The organism is Shinella sp., assembly GCF_035998705.1.
Classification (GTDB): Bacteria; Pseudomonadota; Alphaproteobacteria; order Rhizobiales; family Rhizobiaceae; genus Shinella.
In genome coordinates, this window is sequence record NZ_DASYHH010000021.1 from 156,097 (window position 1) to 181,507 (window position 25,411).

The 25,411-nt window shown below is 65.0% G+C and carries 20 protein-coding genes and 1 other RNA gene; 7 read left to right on the top strand and 14 right to left on the bottom strand.

Annotation, left to right across the window (positions count from 1 at the left end; translation table 11 throughout):
* Nucleotides 1-29: 29 nt before the first annotated feature.
* Nucleotides 30-875, top strand: coding sequence for an aldo/keto reductase (locus VGN93_RS16260; protein WP_327508258.1), 846 nt, complete (start codon nt 30-32; stop codon nt 873-875).
* 72 nt (nt 876-947) lie between these two features.
* Here the strand turns inward: VGN93_RS16260 and ilvN are convergent, their stop codons facing one another.
* Together ilvN and VGN93_RS16270 are read right to left on the bottom strand one after the other, a co-directional pair.
* A complete protein-coding gene (gene ilvN, locus VGN93_RS16265) occupies nt 948-1,520 on the bottom strand; it encodes an acetolactate synthase small subunit (RefSeq protein ID WP_256117038.1) in 573 nt (190 codons plus the stop codon).
* A 68-nt stretch (nt 1,521-1,588) separates the two neighbouring features.
* The gene (locus VGN93_RS16270) at nt 1,589-3,367 is read right to left on the bottom strand and encodes an acetolactate synthase 3 large subunit (protein ID WP_327508259.1); all 1,779 of its coding nucleotides are present in this window, start codon (nt 3,365-3,367) and stop codon (nt 1,589-1,591) included.
* Between the two features lie 406 nt (nt 3,368-3,773).
* On the opposite strand from VGN93_RS16270, the gene VGN93_RS16275 reads away from it, so the two are divergent.
* Nucleotides 3,774-5,771: an ATP-binding protein gene (locus tag VGN93_RS16275; protein ID WP_327508314.1), complete on the top strand. Its 1,998-nt coding sequence runs from the start codon at nt 3,774-3,776 to the stop codon at nt 5,769-5,771.
* On the opposite strand, the gene miaA is transcribed toward VGN93_RS16275, so the two are convergent.
* Nucleotides 5,761-6,672, bottom strand: coding sequence for a tRNA (adenosine(37)-N6)-dimethylallyltransferase MiaA (miaA, locus tag VGN93_RS16280; RefSeq protein WP_327508260.1), 912 nt, complete (start codon nt 6,670-6,672; stop codon nt 5,761-5,763). The two genes, VGN93_RS16275 and miaA, sit on opposite strands and share 11 nt — an antisense overlap.
* On the opposite strand from miaA, the gene serB reads away from it, so the two are divergent.
* On the top strand, nt 6,671-7,561 hold the full coding sequence (gene serB, locus VGN93_RS16285) for a phosphoserine phosphatase SerB (protein ID WP_327508261.1): 891 nt from the start codon (nt 6,671-6,673) through the stop codon (nt 7,559-7,561). The two genes, miaA and serB, sit on opposite strands and share 2 nt — an antisense overlap.
* 306 nt (nt 7,562-7,867) lie before the next feature.
* Here serB and VGN93_RS16295 read toward each other — a convergent pair whose 3' ends face one another.
* The 7 genes from VGN93_RS16295 to VGN93_RS16325 form a co-directional block, all read right to left on the bottom strand.
* Entirely contained in the window at nt 7,868-9,397 is a 1,530-nt protein-coding gene (locus VGN93_RS16295) for a DegQ family serine endoprotease (RefSeq protein WP_327508262.1), read from the bottom strand.
* Nucleotides 9,398-9,524: 127 nt separating this feature from the next.
* Nucleotides 9,525-9,713 (bottom strand): DUF2065 domain-containing protein, encoded by a 189-nt coding sequence (locus VGN93_RS16300; RefSeq protein ID WP_327508263.1) that lies wholly within the window; start codon nt 9,711-9,713, stop codon nt 9,525-9,527.
* Between the two features lie 4 nt (nt 9,714-9,717).
* Complete coding sequence (locus VGN93_RS16305; protein ID WP_327508264.1) at nt 9,718-10,668, bottom strand: protease modulator HflC; 951 nt, start codon at nt 10,666-10,668, stop codon at nt 9,718-9,720.
* Nucleotides 10,668-11,801, bottom strand: coding sequence for an FtsH protease activity modulator HflK (gene hflK, locus VGN93_RS16310; protein WP_319317650.1), 1,134 nt, complete (start codon nt 11,799-11,801; stop codon nt 10,668-10,670). Before hflK ends, VGN93_RS16305 begins: the two co-directional genes overlap by 1 nt.
* Nucleotides 11,802-12,069: 268 nt before the next feature.
* Nucleotides 12,070-12,591, bottom strand: a complete 522-nt coding sequence (locus VGN93_RS16315; protein ID WP_327508265.1) for a dihydrofolate reductase — start codon at nt 12,589-12,591, stop codon at nt 12,070-12,072.
* Between the two features lie 14 nt (nt 12,592-12,605).
* Nucleotides 12,606-13,400, bottom strand: coding sequence for a thymidylate synthase (locus VGN93_RS16320; RefSeq protein ID WP_327508266.1), 795 nt, complete (start codon nt 13,398-13,400; stop codon nt 12,606-12,608).
* A gap of 87 nt (nt 13,401-13,487) precedes the next feature.
* Complete coding sequence (locus VGN93_RS16325) at nt 13,488-13,799, bottom strand: DUF2853 family protein (protein ID WP_327508267.1); 312 nt, start codon at nt 13,797-13,799, stop codon at nt 13,488-13,490.
* Nucleotides 13,800-14,058: 259 nt separating this feature from the next.
* Here VGN93_RS16325 and ssrA point away from each other — a divergent pair.
* The 4 genes from ssrA to VGN93_RS16345 all read left to right on the top strand — a co-directional run bounded on the left by ssrA (nt 14,059) and on the right by VGN93_RS16345 (nt 15,562).
* Nucleotides 14,059-14,419: a transfer-messenger RNA gene (ssrA, locus tag VGN93_RS16330) on the top strand.
* A 110-nt stretch (nt 14,420-14,529) separates the two neighbouring features.
* Nucleotides 14,530-15,054: an SspB family protein gene (locus VGN93_RS16335; RefSeq protein WP_319317637.1), complete on the top strand. Its 525-nt coding sequence runs from the start codon at nt 14,530-14,532 to the stop codon at nt 15,052-15,054.
* 9 nt (nt 15,055-15,063) lie between these two features.
* Nucleotides 15,064-15,261, top strand: coding sequence for a DUF4169 family protein (locus VGN93_RS16340; RefSeq protein WP_327508268.1), 198 nt, complete (start codon nt 15,064-15,066; stop codon nt 15,259-15,261).
* Between the two features lie 70 nt (nt 15,262-15,331).
* Complete coding sequence (locus VGN93_RS16345; protein WP_319317631.1) at nt 15,332-15,562, top strand: ribbon-helix-helix domain-containing protein; 231 nt, start codon at nt 15,332-15,334, stop codon at nt 15,560-15,562.
* Here VGN93_RS16345 and VGN93_RS16350 read toward each other — a convergent pair.
* The 4 genes from VGN93_RS16350 to VGN93_RS16365 form a co-directional block, all read right to left on the bottom strand.
* On the bottom strand, nt 15,555-19,340 hold the full coding sequence (locus tag VGN93_RS16350; RefSeq protein ID WP_327508269.1) for an AsmA family protein: 3,786 nt from the start codon (nt 19,338-19,340) through the stop codon (nt 15,555-15,557). The two genes, VGN93_RS16345 and VGN93_RS16350, sit on opposite strands and share 8 nt — an antisense overlap.
* Nucleotides 19,341-19,405: 65 nt before the next feature.
* A complete protein-coding gene (locus VGN93_RS16355; protein WP_327508270.1) occupies nt 19,406-20,818 on the bottom strand; it encodes an FAD-binding oxidoreductase in 1,413 nt (470 codons plus the stop codon).
* 87 nt (nt 20,819-20,905) lie between these two features.
* Nucleotides 20,906-24,061, bottom strand: a complete 3,156-nt coding sequence (locus VGN93_RS16360) for an efflux RND transporter permease subunit (protein ID WP_327508271.1) — start codon at nt 24,059-24,061, stop codon at nt 20,906-20,908.
* Nucleotides 24,061-25,218 (bottom strand): efflux RND transporter periplasmic adaptor subunit, encoded by a 1,158-nt coding sequence (locus VGN93_RS16365; RefSeq protein WP_327508272.1) that lies wholly within the window; start codon nt 25,216-25,218, stop codon nt 24,061-24,063. Before VGN93_RS16365 ends, VGN93_RS16360 begins: the two co-directional genes overlap by 1 nt.
* Between the last annotated feature and the right edge of the window lie 193 nt (nt 25,219-25,411).

A 25,411-nucleotide genomic window follows, 5' to 3' on the forward strand; every position in this document is an offset into this window, starting at 1 on the left:
CGATGCATGGCGCCTGAACGGAGAGACACATGAAAGCGGAACTTCCCGCAGTCACCTTCCCCGGCGGACGGCAGGTGCCGGCGCTCGGCCTCGGCACATGGCACATGGGCGAGAGCGGGTCGTCCCCGGCCGAGGAGGCCGCAAGCCTGCGCGCCGGGCTCGACCTCGGCATGACGCTGATCGACACGGCGGAAATGTATGCCGACGGCGGCGCGGAGACGGTGGTCGGCGAGGCGATCAGGGGCCGCCGCGACGGGGTCTTCGTCGTCAGCAAGGTGCTGCCGCACAATGCCAGCCGCACCGGCACGATCGCCGCCTGCGAGGCGAGCCTGAAGCGCCTCGGCACCGACCATATCGAGCTTTATCTCCTGCACTGGCGCGGCAACCATCCGCTTGCCGAGACCGTGGAAGCCTTCGAGACGCTGAAGGCGCAAGGCAAGATCGGCGCCTGGGGTGTCTCCAACTTCGACCAGGACGACATGGTGGAACTGCTCGACGTGGCGGAGCCGGCGCGTCCGCTCGCCAACCAGGTGCTCTACAACCTCGCCCGCCGCGGCATCGAATATGATCTGTTGCGCTGGAGCCAGGTGCAGGGCGTGCCGATCATGGCCTATTCACCGCTCGACGAGGGCCGCCTGGTCGGCCATCCGGTGCTGGAGGAAATCGGCCGCATCCACCATGCGAGCTCCGCCCAGGTGGCGCTCGCCTTCCTGCTGACGAAGCCGGGCGTCATCGCCATCCCGAAATCCGGCTCGCCGGAGCGCGTGCGCGAAAACTTCCGCGCCTCGGAGATCCGCCTGACCTCGGAGGATCTCCGCCTCCTCAACGAAGCCTTCCCGCCGCCGACCCGCAAGCGGCCGCTGGAGATGATCTGACGGCCACCCGACAAAAAAAGGGCCTCCCCGTTTCGGAAGGCCCTTGTTGCGTGCATCAGTGTGCGTTTCTGACTACATGCCCTGCGGGCCGCGGTTCATCGCCGCGATGCCGGTGCGGCAGACTTCGGAGAGGCCGAGCGGCTTCATGACGGCCACGAACTGGTCGACCTTGGAGGATTTGCCGGTGATCTCGAAGATGAAGTGATCGACCGTCGCATCGACCACCTTGGCGTGGAAGGCATCGGCCAGGCGCAGCGTTTCCGCCCGCATCTCGCCGGAACCGGTGACCTTGACCAGCGCCACTTCGCGCTCGATCGGCCGCTCCTGCCCCATGATCTTGGCGCGAACGGTGAGATCGACGACCCGGTGCACGGGCACGATGCGCTCGAGCTGCGACTTGATCTGTTCCAGCACGCCCGGCGTGCCGCGCGTCACGATGGTGATGCGCGACAGGTGCGACTCATGCTCGGTCTCGGAGACCGTGAGGCTTTCGATATTGTAGCCGCGGCCGGAAAACAGGCCGATGACGCGCGCAAGCACGCCCGGCTCGTTGTCGACGAGCACGGAGAGCGTGTGGCTCTCCGCGACCTGGGTTTCCTTGGCGATGAAATAGGCGGAGCCCGTGGGCTGAAGGTGTGCGTTCATAATCTTTCCTCACGCAATTCCGGACGCAAAACCGCTTCACACTTTTGCTGGAATTGCTCTCCTCTTCATCAAACGAGCTGGCGGCCCTTGGCGTCGATCGCGTTGGCGACCGCTTCGTCCGTGGCCTCGTCGGGCAGCAGCATTTCGTTATGCGCCTTGCCGGACGGGATCATCGGGAAGCAGTTGGCGAGGTTCGCCACGCGGCAATCGAAGATGACCGGACGCTTCACGTCGATCATCTCCTGGATCGCGCCGTCGAGATCGCCCGGCTTGTCGCAGGAAATGCCGACGCCGCCATAGGCTTCCGCGAGCTTGACGAAGTCCGGCATCGCTTCCGTGTAGGAATTCGACAGGCGGTTGCCGTGCAGGAGCTGCTGCCACTGGCGCACCATGCCCATATACTGGTTGTTCAGGATGAAGATCTTGACCGGCAGGTTATACTGGACGGCACAGCTCATTTCCTGAATGCACATTTGGATCGAGGCGTCGCCCGCAATGTCGATGACGAGGCTGTCGCGGTGTGCCACCTGCACGCCGATCGCCGCCGGGAAGCCGTAGCCCATCGTGCCGAGGCCGCCCGAGGTCATCCAGCGGTTCGGCTGCTCGAAGCCGTAGAACTGCGCCGCCCACATCTGGTGCTGGCCGACTTCCGTCGTGATGTAGGTGTCGCGGTCCTTGGTCAGCTCGTAGAGCCGCTGGATCGCGTATTGCGGCATGATGACGTCGTTGCTGTGCTTGTAGGCAAAGGAATTGCGCGCCCGCCACTTGGCGATCGACGTCCACCAGTCGGCCTGGACCGACTTGTCATAGTCCTTCGCACCGGCGCGCCACAGACGAACCATGTCCTCGAGCACATTGCCGACATCGCCGAGGATCGGAATGTCGACGCGGACGTTCTTGTTGATCGAGGACGGGTCGATATCGATGTGGATCTTCTTCGAGTTCGGCGAAAAGGCGTTCAGGCGGCCGGTGATGCGGTCGTCGAAGCGCGCGCCGATGCAGACCATGACGTCGCAATCATGCATCGCCATGTTCGCCTCGTAGGAACCGTGCATGCCGAGCATGCCCAGCCAGTTCTTGCCGGAATGCGGATAGGCGCCGAGGCCCATCAGCGTCGAGGTGATCGGGAAGCCGGTGATCTCGACCAGCTCGCGCAGCAGCCGCGAGGCCTCGGGACCGGAATTGACGACGCCGCCGCCGGAATAGATGACCGGCCGGCGCGCCGTCTTCATCAGGTGGATGGCCGCCTCGATCTGGCGGGCATCGCCCTGCAATTTCGGCTGGTAGCTCTTCTGGATCGGGGCAGCAGACGGCGGCGTATAGGTGCCGGTCGCAAACTGCACGTCCTTCGGGATATCGACGACGACCGGGCCCGGACGGCCGGACTGGGCGACACGGAAGGCCTCATGGATGATGCGGGCGAGATCGTTCACGTCCTTGACCAGCCAGTTGTGCTTGGTGCAGGGGCGCGTGATGCCTACCGTGTCGCATTCCTGGAAGGCATCCGAGCCGATGAGCGTGGTCGGGACCTGGCCGGTGAGGCAGACGAGCGGGATCGAATCCATCAGCGCGTCCTGCAAGGGCGTGACGGCATTGGTGGCGCCCGGGCCGGAGGTGACGAGCATGACGCCGACCTTGCCGGTAGAGCGGGCATAACCTTCGGCCATGTGGCCGGCGCCCTGCTCGTGGCGCACGAGGATGTGCTCGATGTCGTCCTGCTGGAAGATCTCGTCATAGATCGGCAGGACGGCACCGCCCGGATAGCCGAAAATATGTTCTACGCCGTTGTCCCGCAGCGCCTGCAAGACAATTTCGGCGCCCGTCATCTGGTTTTCTGTTCCGCTCATCGGATTCCCGTCCGTCTCTATTCGTATTTCGGGGTGATTATCGAATTTCTGGGCATAAAAAAAGGCCCCTTGGAGGAGCCTGCTTACCGCGCATGGGTGCTTTCGCCGGATGGTTACACCATCCTGCCCATGCGCGTTCCCACCACAAGAATGTTTGCCGTCAGATTTTTCATGGGGCGAAGTGTTAGCCACAAAGTCCACGCACGTCAACGCCCTTTCCATCTGTTTCGAAACGGCACGGATTCTCGCATATCCGGGAAAATACAACCAATAGATGCATCACGCCGAAACGTCTTATTAAGCGGCAGCCGATAAGGTCGCTGTTTGATGGCAAGGAGTGCCGTGATTGCTGAACAGTGATTTCCAGAATTCGATCGTCGCCGGCGAGCAGGAGCGCCGGGATGGCATGGTGGGCAACCGTCTGCTGGGGCGCATCGTCGCCTGCAACGGGTCCCGCGCCACGATCAGCGCTCTCGCCGAAGGCGGCCAGACGGCGCTGACGGAACTCTGGGCGGTTGGCCGCCTCATCTCCATCTCCGTCGGCCGCAACCGCCTCGTGGCGCTGGTCTACTCCATGTCCACCGACCAGCAGAGCTGGGTGGAAAACCACGACACGGTCTTCCGCATCGAGGTCGAGCTGCTCGGCGAGGTGAATGTCAGCGCGGACGGGCGCGAGACCTTTTCCGCCGGCATCACGGACTATCCCCATCTCGGCGCGATCGCCCACCGCATCCGCGCCTCCGACCTCGCCAAGGTCTACGACACCGGCAAGAACGACGTCTGCACGATCGGCAAGCTGACGCAGGACGAGACCCTCGACGCGACGATCCACGTGCCCTCCATGCTGGAGAAGCATTTCGCCATCGTCGGCACGACCGGCGTCGGCAAGTCCACCTCCGTCACGCTGCTGCTGCACAAGGCGATCCAGGCCGATCCGCGCCTGCGCGTGCTGATCCTCGACCCGCACAACGAATTCGCCTCCGCCTTCGGCGACCTCGCCGTCGTCATCGATACGGACACGCTCGACCTGCCCTTCTGGCTGTTCCGGCTGGAGGAATTCGCCGAAGTCGTCTTCCGCGGCCGCCCGCCGGTGGCGGAGGAGATGGATATTCTCCGCGACCTGATCCCGGAAGCCAAACGCGCCTTCCGCGGCACGAGCGAAAACGGCCTGATGCGCCGCGCGACCGAAAAGAGCTCGGTGACGGCAGACACGCCCGTGCCCTTCCGCATCGCCGACCTGCTGGCGCTCGTCGACGAGCGCATCGGCCGGCTGGAGGGTCGTGCTGAAAAACCGCATCTGCGCTCGCTAAAAGTCAAGATCATGTCGGCGATCAACGACCCGCGCTACCATTTCATGTTCTCCTCGAACACGATCACCGACACGATCCTCGACACGATCGCCCGCATCTTCCGCATTCCCGGCGAAGGCAAGCCGGTGACGACCTTCCAGCTCGCCGGCATCCCGTCGGAAGTGGTCAATTCCGTCGCCTCGGTGCTCTGCCGCATGGCCTTCGAAATCGGCCTGTGGAGCAATGGCGGCGTGCATATGCTGGTGGTGTGCGAAGAGGCGCACCGCTACGTGCCGGCCGATCCCAAGCTCGGCTTCACGCCGACGCGCCAGGCGATCGCCCGCATCGCCAAGGAAGGCCGCAAATACGGCGTCTCGCTCGGCATCATCACCCAGCGTCCCGGCGAACTGGACCCGACCATCCTCTCGCAGTGCTCGACGATCTTCGCCATGCGTCTTGCCAACGAGCATGACCAGGAGATCATCCGCTCGGCGATCCCGAACTCCTCCTCCTCCACGACGAGCTTCATCTCCTCGATCGGCAATGGCGAGGCGATCGCGTTCGGCGAGGCCGTCGCGGTGCCGATGCGCATGCGCTTCACGCGCGTCGAGGCGGACCGCCTGCCGAAGACCAACGGCACCGGCGTCAAGGTCACCGACGAAACGCCGCAGAGCGTCGACCTGCGCTCGATCGTGTCGCGCATGCGCGCGATCTCCGGGCCGGATATTTCGGGCTTCCAGAATTCCTACCTCGCCTCGCAATCCCAAGGGACGCTTCCGACCGGCTACGAGGATGCGCCCTACGAGGACGAGGAAGATTATATCGACACGCTCCAGGCGGCAGCAGCACGACCGGCAACGGCGCCCGCACCGGAACCCTACCGCCCGGACATGCTGCCCGGCGCCCAAAGCGCCTACGAACCGTCGACGCAGGAGCGTTTCGAAACGATCCGCCGCGAGCTCACCTCCGAGCCCCCGCGCCCGGCCGCCGATCCCTACCGCCAGCCAGCGCGCCCCGCCCCGGCCTTCGGCGAGCAGCAGGAGCACCGACGCGAAGGATCTTCGATCCGTGAGCAGCTTCTGAAGAAACCGTTGAGCAGCCTGATCAGGCGCTAGAGGATAGCGGATCGATCCGCTGCCAGCCATCGTCGAGCTGGTTGCGGAACCAGGTCATCTGGCGCTTGGCATATTGCCGGGTCGCCGCCGCGCCGCGTTCGATGACCTCGGCCTCGCTCATCTCGCCTGCCAGCATCGCCGCGATCTGCGGCACGCCGATCGCCTTCATGACGGGCATGGCGGGCGAAAGACCGAGTGCCAGCAGCGCCTTCACCTCCTCCACCGCGCCGGATCTCAGCATCGCGGCGAACCGTCGGTTGATGCGGCCGGCAAGCACCGCGCGGTCGGGCAGCACGACGATCTTTTCCGCCCGCTCCGGATCGATCACCGCCGGCCCCGCCGCCGCCTGGAACGTCGAAATCGACCGCCCCGTCGCCTCCAGCACCTCCAGCGCGCGCAGGATGCGCTGGCCGTCGCCCGGTTTCAGGCGGGCGGCCGTCTGCGGGTCGCGCTCCGTGAGGTCCCGGTGCAGGGCTTCTGCCCCTTCAGCGGCGAGCCTCCCGCGAACCCGCTCGCGAACATCGTCGGGAATGACGGGCATATCCGCCAGCCCGCCCGTCAGCGCGCGAAAATAAAGGCCCGTGCCGCCGACGAAGACCGGCAGCTTGCCGCGTGCCCTGAGCTCCGCCACGAGGCCCGTCGCCTCGCGCTGCCAGTCGCCGGTGGAATAGGCCGCACCCGCCGGCACATGGCCGTAGAGGCGATGGTCGATGCCGCCCATATCTTCCGGCTGCGGCCGGGCCGTGAGGATGTTCAGCGTGTCGTAGACCTGCATGCTGTCGGCATTGACCACCACGCCACCGTGCTCGCGCGCCAGCCGCACGGCGAGCGCGGACTTGCCGCTTGCCGTCGGGCCGGTTATCAGGATCGCGTCCTGCTTTCGATCAAGGTTTCTCATCATGGCTTTCGTTGCCACGCTTGTCGCCAATCCGTCAAATCCTGTCCTGACCCCAGCGCTCGCCGAAAAGGCCGCCGATCAGGTCAAGGCCTCCGGCCTCTACTGGCTCGCCGACGGCATCGCCTGCGACATCGCACTGCGCGACGGCAGCGATATCGCGGCCGCGCGCGATACGATTCTCGTGGCGATCGGCAACACGCCGATCGATCTCGCCATTCAGGACGCGGAGACGCGGCGCAAGAAGCTGCTGATCGCCGACATGGATTCCACCATGATCGGTCAGGAATGCATCGACGAGCTTGCCGCCGAAGTCGGCCTCAAGGAGCGGGTCGCCACCATCACCGCGCGCGCCATGAACGGCGAGATCGCCTTCGAGCCTGCCCTTCGCGAACGTGTCGCGCTGCTGAAGGGCTTGCCCGTCTCCGTCATCGACGAGGTCATCGAGAAGCGCATCACGCTCACGCCCGGCGGGCGCGAACTGATCGCGACGATGAAGGCCAGGGGCTTTTACACCGCCCTCGTCTCCGGCGGTTTCACCGTGTTCACGAGCCGCATCGCCGCCATGCTCGGCTTCGACGAGAACCGCGCCAACCTGCTCATCGATGCCGACGGCAAGCTCACTGGCGAAGTGGCCGAACCGATCCTCGGCAAGCAGGCCAAGGTGGACGCCCTCATCGAGATTTCCGAACGCCTCGGCATTTCACCGGAAGAGGCGATGGCCGTCGGCGACGGCGCCAACGATCTCGGCATGCTGCACCTCTCCGGCGCCGGCGTCGCTTTGCACGCCAAACCGGCCGTCGCGGCGGAAGCAAAGATCCGCATCGACCACGGCGACCTCACGGCACTGCTCTATCTCCAGGGATATCGCAAGTCGGATTTCGTGACGGCGTGAGCAAAAAAAGGCCGCTGAAGCATCGCTCCAACGGCATGATGCCAGCCGTTATTGATTTTGACGATTTCCCTCTGCCGCACCCCCCTCTGCCCTGCCGGGCATCTCCCCCTCAAGGGGGGAGATCGGCAAGAGGCGCGGGCATTGCTCAAATTGAAGCGTCAAAGATGGGCGAGACGCTGCTCCATCCAATCTCCCCCCTTGAGGGGGAGATGCCCGGCAGGGCAGAGGGGGGTATCGGTGCCCCTATGCCGTCGGCATGAGTCGCCTTGGTGACGTGTGCCAGCAAGTCCCTGAACGGACTCACCTCTAGTCGATGCGCACGGTGATGTAGCGCAGCGCGCCGGTGCGGTTGGCGATCATCAGGAGCGCGTTGCGCCGGTCTTCCGTTTTCAGCTTGGCGACGCGGGTCTTCACCTCTTCGGCGGTCGTCACGGCTTCCTGACCGACCTCGACGATCACGTCGCCCGGCACGATGCCGCGCTCGGCGGCGGCCGATTCGGGCGTCACTTCGGTGATCACGACGCCCTTGACGCTTTCGACGATCTCGAAGGTCTTGCGCGCCTGCTCGTCGAGGTCGCTGATGCCCATGCCGAGGACCGTGTCGGCCTTGCTGGGCTGCACCTGTTCGCCGGTCTGCGGCGTCGTGCCGTCTTCGGTCGGGGTGTCCTCCTGGGTCACCGCGTCGTCGCCGGCCTCCTTCTCGCCGTCCTCGAGGCGGCCGAGGGTGACCTTGACTGTCATTTCCTTGCCGTCGCGCAAGAGCACGACGTCGACGGCCTTGCCGACCGGGCTTTCGGCCACGACGCGCGGCAGGTCACGCATCTCGTCGACCTCCTTACCGTCGAAGCGGATGATGACGTCGCCGGTCTCGATCGAACCGTTGTCGACCGGGCCGCCCTTGATGATGCCGGCAACGAGCGCGCCCTTCGCCTCGGCCATGCTGAGGCTTTCGGCAATGTCGTCGGTGACCGGCTGGATGCGCACGCCGAGCCAGCCGCGCCGCGTCTCGCCGAAATCGCGAAGCTGCGTGAAGATGTTCTGCGCAAGCTCCGTCGGCACGGAGAAGCCGATGCCGATCGAGCCGCCCGACGGCGAGATGATCGCCGTGTTGATGCCGATGACCTCGCCCTTCATGTTGAACAGCGGACCGCCGGAATTGCCGCGGTTGATCGCGGCGTCCGTCTGGATGAAGTTGTCGTAGGGGCCGGCATTGATGTTGCGCCCGCGCGCGGAAATGATGCCGACCGTCACCGAGCCGCCAAGCCCGAACGGGTTGCCGATCGCCATGACCCAGTCGCCGATGCGCATGGTGCGGGAATCGCCGAAGGGCACCGCCTTCAGCGGCGCTTTCGGCTCGACCTTCAAGAGCGCGAGGTCGGTCTTCGGGTCGGTGCCGACGAGCTTCGCCTTCAGCTTGGAACCGTTGGCGAAATTCACCTCGATATCGTCCGCGCCCTCGATGACGTGGTTGTTCGTGGCGATGAAGCCCGAGGGATCGATGACGAAGCCGGAGCCGAGCGAATTGACCGTCTGCCCCTGGTTGCCGCCCTCGCCGCCTTCGCCCTTGAAGAATTCGTCGAAGAAATCCTGGAAGGGCGAGCCTTCCGGCACCTGCGGAACGGGCGCCTTGTCGTCGCTCTTGACGTTCTGCGAGGTGGAAATGTTCACCACCGCGTCAAGCAGGCTTTCGGCAAGATCGGCAACCGAATCCGGCCCTGCCGCCGGCTTCACCTGTGCCAGCGCCGGCGCGGCAAACGGTCCCCCCGCGATCAGCGAAAAACTCATCGCGAGCGCGAGTGCCGTTTGCGCTGCGCTGGACCTCATCTTCAAAGCCATGTTCGGCATCCTCTTGTCCTGGGCATCGTGGCGAGTGTTTGCCGCGGATACGGCGAAAATCAGTCCGCCGCGTTGAATTTGATGTGAAGTCTTGCCCGTCTTCGCGGGCGGCTGCAAGCGGTCCTGTTCACCCGCCCCGAATGAACCAGACCATGACCACGCCGAGCGCCACGGCAACGAGGCCCGAGACGCGCAGCTGGCTTTCCGGAATCTGCGGCAGCATTTCCGCCATGCGCTTCAAAACCGAAGGGGCCAGTGCGTACACCAGCCCCTCGATGATCATGAAGAAGGCGATTCCCGTCAGGAAATCGGCCACGGCGTCAGTTTGCCGTCGTCGGCGTCGTTGCCGTACCGTTCGTCGTTCCGGTCGCTGCACCCGAGGTGGCGGGCGTCGTGCCTGCCGCATCCTCGAAGTAGCGGAAGAATTCCGACTGCGGCGACAGCACCAGCGTTGTGTCGGACGACGTCATGGACGCAGCATAGGCGCTCATCGACCGGTAGAAGTCGAAGAAGGCCGGATCCTGCGAGAAGGCTTCGCCGAAGACGCGGTTGCGCTCGCCTTCGCCCTCGCCTCGCAGGATTTCCGAATCACGCTGTGCTGCGGCGATGAACTCGACGACCTGGCGATCCGCGATGGCGCGGCGGCGCTGGCCGGCCTCGTTACCGCGGGCGCGGATGAGCTCGGCTTCGGCAAGACGCTCGGCCTTCATGCGCTCGAAGGTCTGCTGCGAGACTTCCTGCGTGAGGTCCGTGCGACGGATACGCACGTCCGAGATCGTGAGACCCAGGTTCGAGGCGTCGTTCGTCAGCTCGCCGCGAACCTCGCGCATCATCGAAGCACGCTCTTCCGAGAGCGCGGATTCGAAGCCGCGCAGACCGTAGACCCGGCGAAGTGCCGCATCGAGACGGGTGCGCAGCCGCGATTCGGCCGATTCCCGGTCACCCGAGACGGCTTCGCGGAAGCGGCGGGCATCGGTGATCTTGTAGACCACGAAGGCATCGACCTCGTAGAACTTGCCGCCCGAAACCTGGACGCGGATGTCGTCGAGGTCGAAGCGCAGCGCCTGGTCCTGGATATACTGCACGCTGTCGGCATCCATGAAGCCGAAGGGCAGCTTGAAGTAGAGGCCCGGTTCGGTCTTGACGTCCTGGATCTCGCCGAAGCGGATGACGATCGCCTGCTGGCGCTCGTTGACGACGAAGACCGACGAATAGGCGATGAACAGGAGAACGCCGACGGCGATCAGAATGGTGGGTATACGGTTGCCCATTACTGAGTGCCTCCCGTGCTCTGCTGCTGCTGGGTCGTACCGCGGCCGAGTTCGTTCAGCGGCAGGAAGGGAACGACGCCCTGTCCACCCTGCTTCTCGTCGATGATGACCTTCTTGGAGTTCTTCATCACGCCTTCCATCGTTTCGAGGAAGAGACGTTTGCGGGTCACGTCGGGGGCCAGCTTGTACTGTTCGTAGACCGAGAGGAAGCGTGCCGCTTCACCTTCCGCTTCCTTGACGACGCGGTCCTTGTAGGCGGCAGCTTCTTCACGCAGCTGCGCCGACTGACCACGAGCAAGGCCGAGCTTCTGGTTAGCATATTGGTTGGCTTCTTCGAGGAAACGGTCTTCGTCCTGCTCGGCGCGCTGCACTTCGTCGAAGGCGTCGGCCACTTCGCGCGGCGGGGCCGCATCTTCGATCGCGACGGTGTTGATCGAGAGGCCGGCGCCATAGGCATCCATGGTCGCCTGGATCGTCGTCTTCACGCCTTCCGCAATCGCCTGGCGGTTGTCGCGGAAAATGTCCTGGGCGGGACGGCGGCCGACAACTTCGCGCATGGCGCTTTCGGAAACCTGCTGCAGCGTCTCTGCCGGATATTCGAGGTTGAAGAGGTAGGCTTCCGGATCCGTGACCGAATAGAGCACCGAGAACTGGACGTTGACGATGTTCTGGTCGCCGGTCAGCATCAGGCCGGACGCATCCGAGCCCGTGGCTGCCGTGCGGCGGCCGATATTCTGCTGCTGCTCGGTGATCTTGACGAGTTCGACGGTTTCGAGCGGCCAGAGATGGAAGTGCAGGCCGGGCATGGAGATTTCCTGCTTCGGCTTGCCGAAGCGCAGTTCCACGCCGCGCTCGTCCGGCTGGACGGTATAGATGGAGTTCATCAGCCAGAAGACGCCGACGAGCAGCAGCGCGATGACGACCGCGCCGCCATTGATGCCGCCCGGCATGACGTTCTTCAACCGGTCCTGGCCGCGCCGGATGATGTCCTCAAGGTCCGGCGGGCCGCCATTGCCGCCTCCGCCGCCGCGGGGACGGTTTGGTCCCTGCCCCCATGGCCCTTGATTGTTTCCGCCACCGCCGCCGCCGCCGCCCCAAGGGCCGCCGCCGCCGTTCTGATTACTCCAGGGCATCAATACCTCTTTCTCTCAAATCCCCATGGAAGCATCTCCGCATTTCTCCGAAACACGAAAACACTCCATTTCTTGTTTATGCGCAGTTCCGGACGCAAAACCGCTTGGCGCTTTTGCCGGAACTGCTCCAGGCCGCATCTCGCGGAATGTTTCGCCGCGCTACGCAAGGTGAACCCGTTATAGGTATCCCTCCGGCACCTTTCAACAAATCCGCGTGACCTTGCGGGTTTGTGCGGCAAAATAGTTCGTGATCGGCACGATTTATGGTTTACGCAGCCGTCTTGCGGCGCCAGGTGACGAAGCGCATGGCGTGGCTGTCCTTCTCGCCCTGCGGGATAGGCTCTTCGACGACCTTCTCGAACGCTGCCGGATCGATCTCGGGAAAGCGCGTATCACCCTCCACATCCGCCTCGACATGGGTGACATGCAGCACATCCGCCCGGTCGAAAACCTGCGCATAGATCTGCCCGCCACCGATGACGCAGATTTCGTCGACGCCCAGGTCTTTTGCCGCGCGCCGCGCTGCCGCCAGTCCTTCGTCGAGCGAGGCGACGACCTGCGCTCCGGGAGCGGAGAACGTGGCATCGCGGGTGACGACGATATTCGGTCGGCCCGGCAGCGGCCTGCCGATCGAATCCCAGGTCTTGCGGCCCATCAGCACCGGCTTGCCGAGCGTCAGCTGCTTGAAGCGTTTCAGGTCCGACGGCAGGCGCCACGGCAGGTCGCCGTCACGGCCGATGACGCCGTTTTTCGCGACGGCCACGACGAGAACGATCTTGGCTTCGGTCATGCGGCTTCCTGAAATCAGACGGCGATGGGCGCCTTGATGGTTGAATCGGCTTCGTAGCCGATCAGGGTGAAGTCCTCGAATTTGAAGGAGAAAAGGTCCTTCACGTCCGGATTGAGCTTCATGAATGGCAAGGGTTTCGGCCGGCGCGTCAATTGCGTGCGGGCCTGTTCGAAATGGTTGGCATAGATATGCGCGTCGCCCAGCGTGTGCACGAAATCGCCCGGTTGCAATCCGCTCACCTGCGCCACCATCATGGTCAGCAGCGCATAGGAGGCGATGTTGAAGGGCACGCCGAGGAAGATATCCGCGGAGCGCTGGTAGAGCTGGCAGGAGAGCTTGCCGTCCGCCACATAGAACTGGAACAGGCAATGGCAGGGCGGCAGCGCCATTTCGTCGACGAGCGCCGGGTTCCAGGCCGAGACGATGTGGCGGCGCGAAGTCGGGTTGCGCTTGATGCCGTCGAGCACGGCGACGATCTGGTCGAGATGCCTGCCGTCATAGGTCGGCCAGGAGCGCCACTGGTAACCGTAGACCGGGCCGAGTTCGCCGTTCTCGTCGGCCCATTCGTCCCAGATGGTGACGCCGTTTTCGTGCAGGTAGGCGATGTTGGTGTCGCCCTTCAGGAACCACAGCAGTTCATGGATGATGGAACGCAGGTGCAGCTTCTTGGTGGTCAGCACCGGAAAGCCTTCGGAAAGGTCGAAGCGCATCTGGTGGCCGAAGACGCCGCGCGTGCCGGTGCCCGTCCGGTCCGGCCGGTCGCTGCCGTTTTCCATCACATGGGCGAGAAGATCGAGATATTGCTGCATGGGCGCCGCCGATTCGTTGTCCAGCGTGAGATACTAAAGCGAGAGCGGCGGCGGCCATAGGGCGAAAACGGATTTTCCCGGTTTTCCTTAAGCCAGCGCGCCGAGCGTTCCGAGTTCCTTGGCGGTGAGATAGTAGAAGGTGACGCGCGATTTCGTACGGTCGTCGGCCATGGCCTTGCAGACGGCCTCCACGGCCTTGTCGGCGGCGTCCCCGGTAATGCCGAACTTCTTGGCGCACCACTTTTCCTTGACGCGGTTCAGCTCTTCGGGGTCGGAGCAGGAGACCAGCGAGGAATCGCGGTTGCGAAGCGCGATGCCGAGATGGCTTACGATCTTCTTGACGATGGCCTCGTCCGCACCACTGTCATACTTACGGACGTCTGCGAGATAGTCGGTCATGGGGTCTCCTCTCCGGTCACGTGGCCGCCGCCATCATGGCGATCCTGCCAGACCCCATGTTTTTCACGCCGGAATGACAAGTCAAGCGCTATCGAGCGCCCGCTCTGCAACGCTACGTATTGCCCGCCCTCGCCCCAGGGTGGCATCGTCGTCCTTTCTGAAGAAATTTCCGGTAGTGAGATCCGGATAGGCCGGCCCGGCGGGCGAGCCACAACGAACGGTCGCCGCCCGGCCAACCTTCCAAATATCCTGTCACAAAACCCTTTTCTTGGGAGATGAGAGCGCCTATATACGGGGTGCTGCTTCGGCAGCTACGGCAATAAACGAGCGGTGTAATAAACCCATTGGACCCGGGGGCGGTACCCGGCGCCTCCACCAAAAACCGGTCATGCGCGACCGACCGGCTTTTGATGGGGGCGAAATAGGATCGACAAGGGCGTAAAGATCGACTTTTTGCTCGGCATTGTACCACCGTTATCGGGCTAAACTTGTAGTTGCAAACGACAACTATGCGGAAGCTCGTCTCGCTGCTTAATCGCGGTGTGACACTTCACTCAAAGTCCTAAGGGGTCGCACTCTTAGGCGGGGTCCGAAGGCACCTGGCAACAGAAGCCTTCACCTTCTCCAATCCCTTGAAATGGTCTATAGCTGTGCCAGATGACTCGTATCGCAAGATATGAGAACGCGTTGCAATGCCTGATGACAAAGGCTGGAAGAAAGACAGGAACTGATGGCGCAAGACCACATTCGTTACGACATTCTCGCCCAGGACGCGCTGCGCAGCGTCATTCGCAAGGTCCTGTCCGAAGTTGCGGTCACAGGCCATTTGCCCGGCGAGCACCATTTTTTCATCACCTTCCTGACCAACGCCCCCGGCGTGCGCATCTCGCAGCACCTCAAGGCGAAATATGCCGAGCAGATGACCATCGTCGTCCAGCACCAGTTCTGGGACCTGAAGGTCACCGAGAGCCTGTTCGAGATCGGCCTCTCCTTCTCCGATACGCCGGAAAAGCTCGTCATTCCGTTCAACGCCATCCGCGGCTTCTATGACCCGTCCGTCAGCTTCGAGCTGGAATTCGACGTGCCGGCCGTCGAGGAGGAGGAAGAGCACTCCGCCGAGATCACCGCCTATCCGGCCACCGCGGAAAAGGCCGTGGAAACCACCACGGAAGAGCCGACACCGCCGACCGGCGGGGACGACAACAAGGGCGGCGGTTCCGTCGTCTCGCTCGATTCCTTCCGCAAGAAGAACTGAGTTGTCGCGATGAGCGGCGACGTCGTCAATCTCCGCCAGTTCCGCAAGCAGAAGGCCCGCTCCGACAAGGAGAAGCAGGCCGAGCAGAACCGCGCCACCTTCGGTCGCACGAAGGCGGAGAAGACGCTGACACGCGCATTGAACGACAAGGCGGAAAAGTCGCTGGATCAGGGCCGCCTCGAGCGGCCCGACGGCGATAAGGACTAAGATTTCAAACGCTTGCCGGGAAAACCGGATTCGATCTGCCAATCGCCTGATTCACTGCGTAAGGATGGGCATGATCCGCAAATATTCCACCACCCTGCACGGCCACCGCACGAGCTTCTCGCTCGAGCCGGCCTTTCACGACGAGTTGCGCGGTATTGCCGACGCGCGCGGCATGGCCGTCGCGGCGCTGATCCGCGAGATCGACGACGCCCGTGGCGTCGACGGCAATCTCTCCTCGGCGCTGCGCCTTCATGTGCTGCAATGGCTGAAGGAAAAGGCCGGCGACGCCGGTCTCAGTTGACGCCCGGCAGCGTGTCGAAGTTCAGGCTCTGCCCGCCGTCGAGCGGCGGCAGTTCGCCACCGCGCTCGACGCCCTCTTCCGGATTGACCGGCAGGCGCCGGCGCGCCGCCTCGTCTTCCGCCTTGCGCGCCTCGGCGGCTGCCCGCTGCTCGGCCAGGCGACGGGCCTCCTCCTGCGCCTCCAGCAGCAGGCGGGCGTCGTTCGCGGCCTTGCGGCGCGTGCGCTCGGCCTCTTCGGCGGCCTCCCTGGCGGAGCGCTCCTTCTCGGCGCGTTCGCGCGCCTCGGTACGCCGCCGCGTTTCTTCCTCGATCTGAAGGCGCATCGCTTCCGCAAGCGCTGCCCGCGCATCCGCCCGCGAACGATAGAGCGCCGCCTCGCGCCGCAGGCGCTGCTTTTCGAGCACGTTGGCCTGCAAGGTCTCCACCCGCCGGCGCTCGGTCTCGAAGCGGCGCAGCGACAGGTAGTTGGCAAGCGGCTGCACGTCGAGTTCGAAGCCCGGCGCCTCGACGAGGCCGCGATAGGCGAGCGCCACCTCCGGCTCGGCGCCGGCCAATGCATCCTCACCCGCCTCGTAGGTGACGGAAAGGCGCCCCGTCATCATGTCGCCGGCGAGATCGATATCCGCGTCGCCCGAAAGCCGCGCCTTACCATCCTCGGCCGCAACGCTCTGGACACGCAGCTTGCCACCGGCGAGCGCGAAGGGAATGCGCACCGCCCCCAGCGCCGCCTCGCCCTTCAGGATGGCGCCCGACGCAAAACCGGCCACGCGCGCCGGCGTGATGTCACCCTCGATGCGATCCGCCTCGGCAAGAAGCGACGGCAGCGCACCGGTATCGAGCCCGCGCAGGACAAGATCGGACACCCGCACCTCGCCCGAGCCGCTGGCGCCCTCGACCATGGCGCGCACGCTCTTGCCGGAAGCATCGACGGCGAGCGTCACATCCGCCTTGCCGGTGGCCGCCGCCCCTTGCGGCCCGGCCCAGACGATCTTCGACAGATCGACGCCGGCAAGTTCCGTGCGCGCCTCGAACAGGCCGTTCTCCTCGGCGTTGGCGACCTTGACGCGGCCGGAGAGCTTGCCGCCGAGCCAGTCGCCGGCCATGTCGGTCAAGGTCAGTTCGCCGCCCTTCCAGACGAGGTTCGCCTTGAACCCCTCGACCGCGCCATAAAGTCCCGGCCAGAACGTTCCGGCCTCGAGCGCCACGGAAACATCGGCGGCATCCTGGAGCGGCTGCACCAGCGGCGCGGCGTTGAGCCCGCCTTCGAGGACATCGCTCACCGAGCCGGCAATGGCTTCCGCCAGGAAAGCGAAATCCACCGTATCGAAGCGCAGCGCGCCGGCGCCCTTCAGCGTGGCGGCCGTGCGATCGAGCGTCAGGTTGCCGGAAAAGGCGTTGCGGTCGGCCTCGCCGTCTATCTCGGTGATCGCGATCGCCTGCGCATCGGTCGCAACCGATGCCTGAGCCGTCAGCGGCAGGCCGGCGCCCGCCTGCGGAACGGCGATGCCGTTCATCATCAGATAGGGCTCGATATCGTCGCTCTTGGCCGAAATCGCGAGCGTGCCGGCAAGAAAATCCTCGGCGGAAAGCGCGGCGCTGCCCTTGGCGGAGACCGACGTGCTGCCGGCATTGAACGCCGCCGACACGGTCGCCGCGCCCTCTTCGGGCTGGTTCACGCGGAAGGTGACGCTGCCGTCCGGGTCCGCGTCGAAGGGCAGCGGGTCAAGGCCGACCTGTCCGGCGAGCACGACGGATTGCGGGTTGAAGATGCTGCCGTCGAGCTCGAAATTGCGGCCGCGCAGCAGATCGGCTGGCGTGTTGGTGGAAAGCTTGAACTCGACCCGGCCCTCGTTGACGGGCCCGGACAGCGTGATCGTCGCAGGGCCACCGCCCTCGCCGGAGACCGCGGCGCGAAGCGCGAGATCGGCATTGTCATAGTAGCCGGCATTGGCGACGAAGCGCGTCAGCAACGGATGGGCCGGCAGATGCCGCGCGAGAAGGGCCGCGACCGGTTCCATCGCCCCCGCCTTGAGCCGGATGTCGAGCCCCGCGCTCGGCGCCAGAAGCGAACCGCCGAGCGTGCCGCTTGCCGAAAGGGTCGCCCCCTCGAGGGACGCAACGTTGAAGCGGCTCAGCGTCAGGAGACCATCCTTCACGGAAAGCGTGGCATTCACATCCGCGGCAGTCTCGCCGAAGGCCAGGAACCGATCCGCCTTGAGGTCGAGCGCGATGGAATGATCCAGCACGGTGGTGAGCGACGCATCTCCGGCGACGAGGCCGACCAGCGCGCGAAGCGAATCCAGCTGCACCTCGTTGCCGCGCAGCTCCAGCGACAGCGCGGGCGCCTCGTTCGAGCGGGATTCCCGCTCCAGCCGCCCCGTCAGCGAGGCGCCGCCGATGGCGATTTCGAGATTTTCGAAGCGCTGCAACTCGTCGGCCAGGTTCACTTGCGCCGAAAAACCGGCGGTCCGCAGCTTGCGGATTTCCGGATCCACCGAGCCGGCAAGCCAGGTCGCAAGCCCCGAGGGCTGGTTGGAGGCGATCAGCAGGTCGCCGACGAAGCCGCGGTTTTCCCGCAGCAATAACCGCCCCTTGGCTTCGAGCGCGGTGCGGCCGGGCAGGATCGCATCCGCCCGGTCGATCCGCCAGCCATCGCCATCCGGCTTCACGTCGAGGCGAATTTCGCGCACCGTCGTGTCGCCGACCACAACGGCCGGCAGGAACAGGCTCGCCCGGCCCGGCACCTGCGGAACGGGGATATCTGCGGCAATCGCCAGCAGCGCCTGAAGCCGCTGGCGGGCCGACATCTGCGGGTTTCGGCCGGTCTTGCCGGTCTCGCCGCTGTTGCCGATGCGGTTGACGTCGATCTGCTGGCCATCGGCGATCAGGAGGAATTCGGGCTTTCGGCCCGTATCGAGCGTCGCCTCGCCGGTCACCACGTAGGGATCGGCGGCCGGCCCGGCCTCCAGGCGGTATTCCGGAACACGGATGCGCTCGTTGGAAAGCTCGAACTTGCCGGCGATGCGGATCGGATCGGCCGGCCCCTCGCCCTTCGCGCGCGGCTTTTCCGAAACGGTGAAATTGCCGTCGTAGAGCGGGCGGAAATCGACGACCTTCAAGGCGCCGTCGAGATCGGCGGTAAAAGTGAGCCTGTCGGGCACGATGCGGGCGCGCAACGACAGCGCGCCGTTCTCCACCTGCCCGCTCGCCAGCTGGAAGGCGCCGCTTTCCCCGTCGAGCGCCGCACGCCCGTCGATGCGCCACGGGCCGCCGAGCGACTTCGCGGTGACCTGCGCGTCGAGGCCGGTGACATGGCGCGTGCGGCCGGTCTGCTCGTCGACGAACTCGATCTCGCCGCCGGTGATCGCGACGTTTTCCAGGATGACGGTGCGGGCGGGGATATCGGACTTGCGGCCGCGCGCCCAATCCAGGGTGCCGTCCTGGAAGAGCTTGATGCGGGCCTTCGGCTCCTCGATGCGCATGTCGAAGATCAGCGCCTCGCCGGAGAGAAACGGTGCCAACTCCGCATCCATGGAGAATCGCGCGACCTCGACCAGCGGCCGTCCGTCCTCAGGCGAGCCGACGCGCACGTCGTTGAGCGTCACGGAGGGAAACGGGATCAGCCGTGCATCGACGCTGCCATGCACGACCACGGTACGGCCCATGATGCGGCTCGCCTCGCGCTCGAAATCCTGGCGGAAACTCGTCCAGTCGACGAAGACTGGCGCCAGCAGCGCTGCAAAGAGCGCCACGACCACCAGGCCGCCAACGAAGAGCATGATCCTAGAAAGCACGCCGCATGCCTCGAAATTCCTTCATTCGCACAGGATAACGCGAACTTCCGCTAGAGGGTCGAAAAAATCTTGCCCGGGTTCAGAATGTTGTCCGGATCGAGCGCCCGCTTGATCTGCTGCATCAGTAGCACCGACCCTCCGAGTTCGCCCGGCAGGAAGGCCTGCTTGCCCTGCCCGATGCCGTGTTCGCCCGTGCAGGTGCCGTCCATGGCGAGTGCGCGCGCATTGAGCCGGCCGACGAAGGCCTCCACCTGCTCGACATGCGCCGGGTCCTTGTCGTCGAAGACGATGCTGACGTGGAAATTGCCGTCGCCCGCATGGCCGACGATCGGCGCCAGCAGGCCGTGTTCCTCGATGTCGGCCTCGGTGTCCGCCACGCAATCGGCCAGCCGCGAGATCGGCACGCAGACATCCGTCGCGATGACGGCATAGCCGGGCCGAAGCCCCTTGGCCGCCCAATAGACGTCGTGCCGGGCCTTCCACAATTTCGCGCGTTCACCGGCATCGGCCGTCCACTGGAATTCACCCCCACCGCAATCCGCCGCGATCGCGCCGAATTCTTCCGATTGCAGGCGCACGCTTTCCGCATTGCCGTGGAACTCGACGAAGAGCGTCGGCTGCTCCGGCAGCGTCAGGCCCGAATAGGCGTTGCAGGCCTTGATCTGGAGCGTGTTGACGAGTTCGATGCGCGCGACCGGAATACCGAGCTGGATCGTCATGATCACGGCGTCGCAGGCGTCCTTCAGCGTCGGAAAACCGCAGATGCCGCCGGCAATGACCGCGGGAATGCCCTGGAGGCGCAGCGTGATCGAGGTCAGCACGCCGAGCGTGCCCTCGGCGCCGACGAAGAGGCGCGTGAGATCGTAGCCGGCCGAGGATTTTCGCGCACGACGCGCGGTGCGGATTTCCTCGCCGGTCGCGGTGACGACGGTGACGGCCAGCACATTGTCCTTCATCGTGCCGTAGCGCACGGCATTCGTGCCGGAAGCGCGCGTCGAGGCCATGCCGCCGATCGAGGCGTTCGCGCCGGGATCGATCGGGAAGAACAGGCCGGTATCGCGCAGATAGGTGTTCAGCTCCTCGCGGGTGATACCGGGCTCGACGGTGCAGTCGAGATCCTCGGCATTCACTTCGAGCACGCGCTTCATATTGTTGAAATCGATGGAAATGCCGCCGTTCGGCGCATTGACCTGCCCTTCCAGCGAGGAGCCCGTGCCGAAGGGGATGACCGGCACTTTCAATTCGGCGCAGATGGCGACGACCGCCTTCACCTCCTCGGCGGTCTCGACGAAGACGACACCGTCGGGAAGCTGGGCGGGAATATAGGTGGTGGTGTGCGCATGCTGGGCGCGGATCGCCTGTCCGTTATGGAACCGCGCGCCGAAGCGATCGGCGAGCCGTGCCAGCGCCTCGGTGATGCCCGCCTCGTTGCGCGTGCCGCTCCTGATATCCGTCAATGCCATCGTTTCCCCCTCACTGCCTGTGCGGGTTTACTCAGCAAATTGGCGCGCGGCTGTCCAGCCGCAATATCAGGTCATGGCCGCAGAGGCTCACTCCGCCGCCTGCGGCAGCGCACCGTCGCCGGCCTTGGCGAGCGCATCGGCATGGGCAAGTTCCGCGGCAAGGCGCTTTTCCTCGTCCGCATGCGGGCTCGTATAGCGGGCGATCGCCAGATAGGCGACGGGCGTCAGGTAGAGGGTGACGACCGTCGCAAGGCCGAGACCGCCGACCAGCACCCAGCCGAGCGAGATGCGCGCTTCCGCACCCGCCCCGCTTGCCAGCACCAGCGGCACCGCGCCGACGACGGTGGCGATCATCGTCATCAGCACCGGGCGCAGGCGGATATTGGCGGCGTCCTCGATGGCGCTGCGCACATCCTGGCCACGGTCGCGCAGCTGGTTGGCGAATTCGACGATCAGGATGCCGTTCTTCGCCATGATGCCCACGAGCAGCACGAGCCCGATCTGGCTGTAGATGTTGAGCGTCGTGCCCGTCAGGATCATCGCGAAGACGGCGCAGGCAAGGCCCAGCGGCACCGTCACCATGATGATCACGGCGCTGACGAAACTCTCGAACTGCGCGGCAAGCACCAGGAAGATGATGGCGATGGCAAAACCGAAGGTGACGAACAGGCCGCTCGAATTTTCCTGGAGCGTAGCGGCTTCCGCCATCGGCATCAGGCGCGAGCCCTCCGGCAGCAGCGGCTCGGCCATGTCCTGCACCATCGACAGCGCGTCACCGAGTGCGAGGCCATCCTTGAGACCGGCCGAAAGCGAGACGGCGCGCAACTGCTGCTCGCGCGACAGCTGGGGCGCGACCGCGCGTTCCTCCAGCGAGGCGATGGAGGACATCGGCACGATCTTGCCGTCGCCGGTCTTGAGGAAGATGTTCTCCAGATCCGTCGGATCGTTGATCGGCTGCGTCGTCGAGGAGAGCTTTACGGGATAGGCTTGGCCTTCCACATAGATATCGACGACGCTCGTGCCCTCCAGCATGGCCTGCAAGGCGGCCGAAAGCCCGGTAATGTCGATGCCGAGGTCGGCGGCGCGCTCCCGGTCGACGGTCACCGAAAGCTGGGCCTGGTTGGCCTCGTAGTTCAGCCGCACGTTCTGGAAGCGGCCGCTATCCTCGATCTTGCGCACGAGTTCCGCCGCCGCATTGCCGAGCTTGGTATAGTCGTTGCCGACGAGCGCCACCTGCAGGCCGTTGCCGGCGCCGCGGATGCCAAGGCTGTTCGGCTGCATGGCGAAAGCGCGCACCGAGGGCACGGAACCGACCGCGCCGTTGATGTCCTGCACGATTTGCTGCTGCGTGCGGTCGCGCTCGTCCCAGGGGGCGAGCGTGAGCACCATGAAGCCGCTGTTGGTGGAACCGCCCTGCCCCGAAATGGAGAAGATGTTGACGATCTCACCCTTGTCGTAGAGCGGCCGAAGCTTGTTCTCGATCAGCTTCATCTGGTCCTGCGCATATTCCAGCGACACGCCCTGCGGCGCGTTCACGCGCAGCATGACCATCGACCGGTCTTCGCTCGGCGTCAGTTCGGATTTGATGGTGAAGAACGAGGTGGCGCCCGCGGCGGTAAAGAGCAGCGCCACGACGAAGACGATGAACGGCGCGCCGAGGCAGGCGCTCAGCGTCGAGCGGTAGAAGCGCGCGCAGGCGCTGCCGATGCGGGCGAGAACGCCGGTATGCTCGTGCTTCATCTCCTTGGTCAGCAGGCGCGAGGCGAGCATCGGGCAGAGCGTCAGCGCGACGAAGGAGGACAGCAGCACCGCGAAGGCCAGCACGAAGCCGAATTCGCGGAACAGCCGCCCCGCCTGGCCGGGCAGGAAGGAGAGCGGGATGAAGACGGCGGCGAGCGTCGCGGTCGTGGCGATGACGGCGAAGAACACTTCCAGCGTGCCGATGATGGCGGCGGCGCGCGGTTTCAGGCCTTCCGCGCGGCGACGCACGATGTTCTCCAGCACCACGATCGCGTCGTCCACCACGAGGCCCGTCGCCAGAACGATCGCGAGCAGCGTCAGGATGTTGACGGAGAAGCCGGCCATGTAGATGGCGGCGATCGTGCCGATCAGTGCGATCGGCATGCTGATCGTCGGGATGAGCGTCGCGCGCCAGTCGAGCAGGAAAAGGTAGATGACGAGCGTCACGATGACGACGGCGACGACGAGCGCGATCTCCACCTCGTGGATCGCGCCATCGATGAAGACGGCGTCGTCGCTGGTGATCTTGATCTCGGTGCCTTCCGGCAGGATGTTGCCGAACTGCGCCACCATCTGCTTCACGCCCTCGGAAATATCGAGCGTGTTGGATTGCGCCTGGCGCACGATGCCGAGACCGATGCCCTGCCGGCCGTTGGAGCGTAGCGCCGTCTGCCCCTCGTCCGGCCCCATCGTCACCATGGAGACGTCGCCGAGGCGCACGCGGTTCTTCAGCATCAGGTTTTCGAAATCGGCCGGCGTCGTCAGGTCCGCGGTGGCACGCACCGTGATGTCCTGGCTCCGGCTCTTCAGCGAGCCGGCCGGCACGTCGAAGGCGGCCGTCGCCAGCGCATTGCGCAGGTCCGCGACCGTCAGGCCGCGCGCCGCAAGCTTCGACTGGTCGACATCGACGCGAAAGATCTTTTCCTGGTCGCCGTAGACCACCACGTCGGCGACCCCCTCGACGGAGGCCAGCCGGTCGGTGATCTCGTTTTCGGCCAGCAGCGTCAGGTCTTCGAGCGACAGCGTATCGGAGGTCAGCGCAAGCCGCATGATCGGCTGGCTGTCGGCATCCGCCTTGACGACGCGCGGTTCGTCGGCGCCGTCCGGCAACTGGTTCGTCACGCGGCCGAGCGCGTCGCGCACGTCGTTCGCCGCCTGGTTGACGTCCGTCGTATCGGAAAATTGCAGCGTGACGCGGCTGCGGCCGAAGGACGACTGCGAGGAAATGTCCTTGATGCCCTGGACGCGCGAGACGCCGCCCTCGATGACATCGGTGACTTCCCGGTCGACCGTCTCGGGCGAAGCACCCTCGAATTCCGTCGACACGCTGATGACCGGCTGGTCGACCGACGGCAGTTCGCGGATTTCCACGCCATTGAAGGCGGCAAGGCCGGCGAGGATGATCAAGGTATTGAGGACGAGAGCGAAGATCGGCCGGCGAATGAAAAGGGCGGTAAAACCCGCCTTGCCGGAGTCGTTGAGGCCGTTCCCCTCTCCCGACATTACGAGCCCTCCGTCACGGAGGACGTCACCTGGCCGTCCCGCTCGGCCGTGCGCACCGCGCCGCCCGGCCGCAGCGTCTGCACGCCTTCGGTGACGATCTGGTCGCCCTCGGCGATCTCGGCCTTGATGAGAACCTTGTCCGGATTGCGCTGGACGATGCGGATCGGAACGCGCTCGACCTTCTCGCCCTTGACGCGCCAGACGAAGGAGCCGTCGGCGCTCCACTGCACGGAAAGCGGATCGACGCTCGGATAGAGATCGCCGGCAAAGTGCATGGTCACCTGGAAGGACATGCCGGCGCGCAACAGGTCCTCGGGATTTTCGATGCGGGCGCGCACGCGCAGCGTCCGGCTCTCCTGGTCGATGCGGTTGTCGATCGCCTGCACCTTGCCCTCGAAGGTTTCGCCCGCCCGCGCCACCGCGGTCGCCGAGACGTCGCCGCCGACGCGTATGCTGGTCGCGAACCGCTCCGGCACCCAGAAGTCGACGAGGATTTCCGAGCGGTCGTCGATGCGGGCGATCGCCGAGGAGGTGGTGACGTAGTCGCCGGCATTGACGGAAATGATGCCGACCACGCCGCCATAGGGCGCGGTGATGTCACGGCGGCGCAGCGTCAGCTCGGCATTCTGCAGCACCAGTTCCGCCGCCTTCAGCGCGGTCTCCGCATCCTGCAACTCGGCGATGCTCATGGAGGACTTGATGCTCTGGACGCGCTTCAGCTTCTGCTCCGCGCTTTCGCGCGCCACGCGCGCCTGGTCGGCGGCGATGCGCTGCTCGTCACTGTCGAGACGGGCGATCACCTGGCCCTGCTCGACCCGGTCGCCGGATTCGACGAGCACTTCGGTGAGGTTGCCGGTCGCATAGGGCGTTACCGTGACGGTGCGGATCGCCTCGCCGTCGCCGATGGCGTTCAGCCGGTCGTTGACGACGGACATGGCCACGGGCTTGGTGGCGACGAGCACCGGGCCGCCGCCGAAACCGCCGCGGCGGCCGCCCTCAGCCTCGCCTTCGCCGGCCGGCGCGATTGCGGCGACGAGCGTGCCGGGCAGGCCCGCGGCCGCCAGCATGCCGTTCGCCCCGGGCACGAAGCGACCCCAGAGCAAGACCCCGGCCGAAATGATCCCGAGGCTCAAGAGGAGCTGTTTCCAAACCCGCATGCAATCTTTCTCCGATGGAAGCGAACCGTCACCTGCTGCATTGCGACATAAGGCAAGTATCCCGCTTTGGAAATGAACGGGCAATGAAAGAATACGATCATTACCGAAATGTAAGATTGGCGGTCCGTACTGTTACCGAAATGTAAGAAAACGTGGAGAAATCTTCCTCTGCCAGCCCTATCCGAGCATGCGC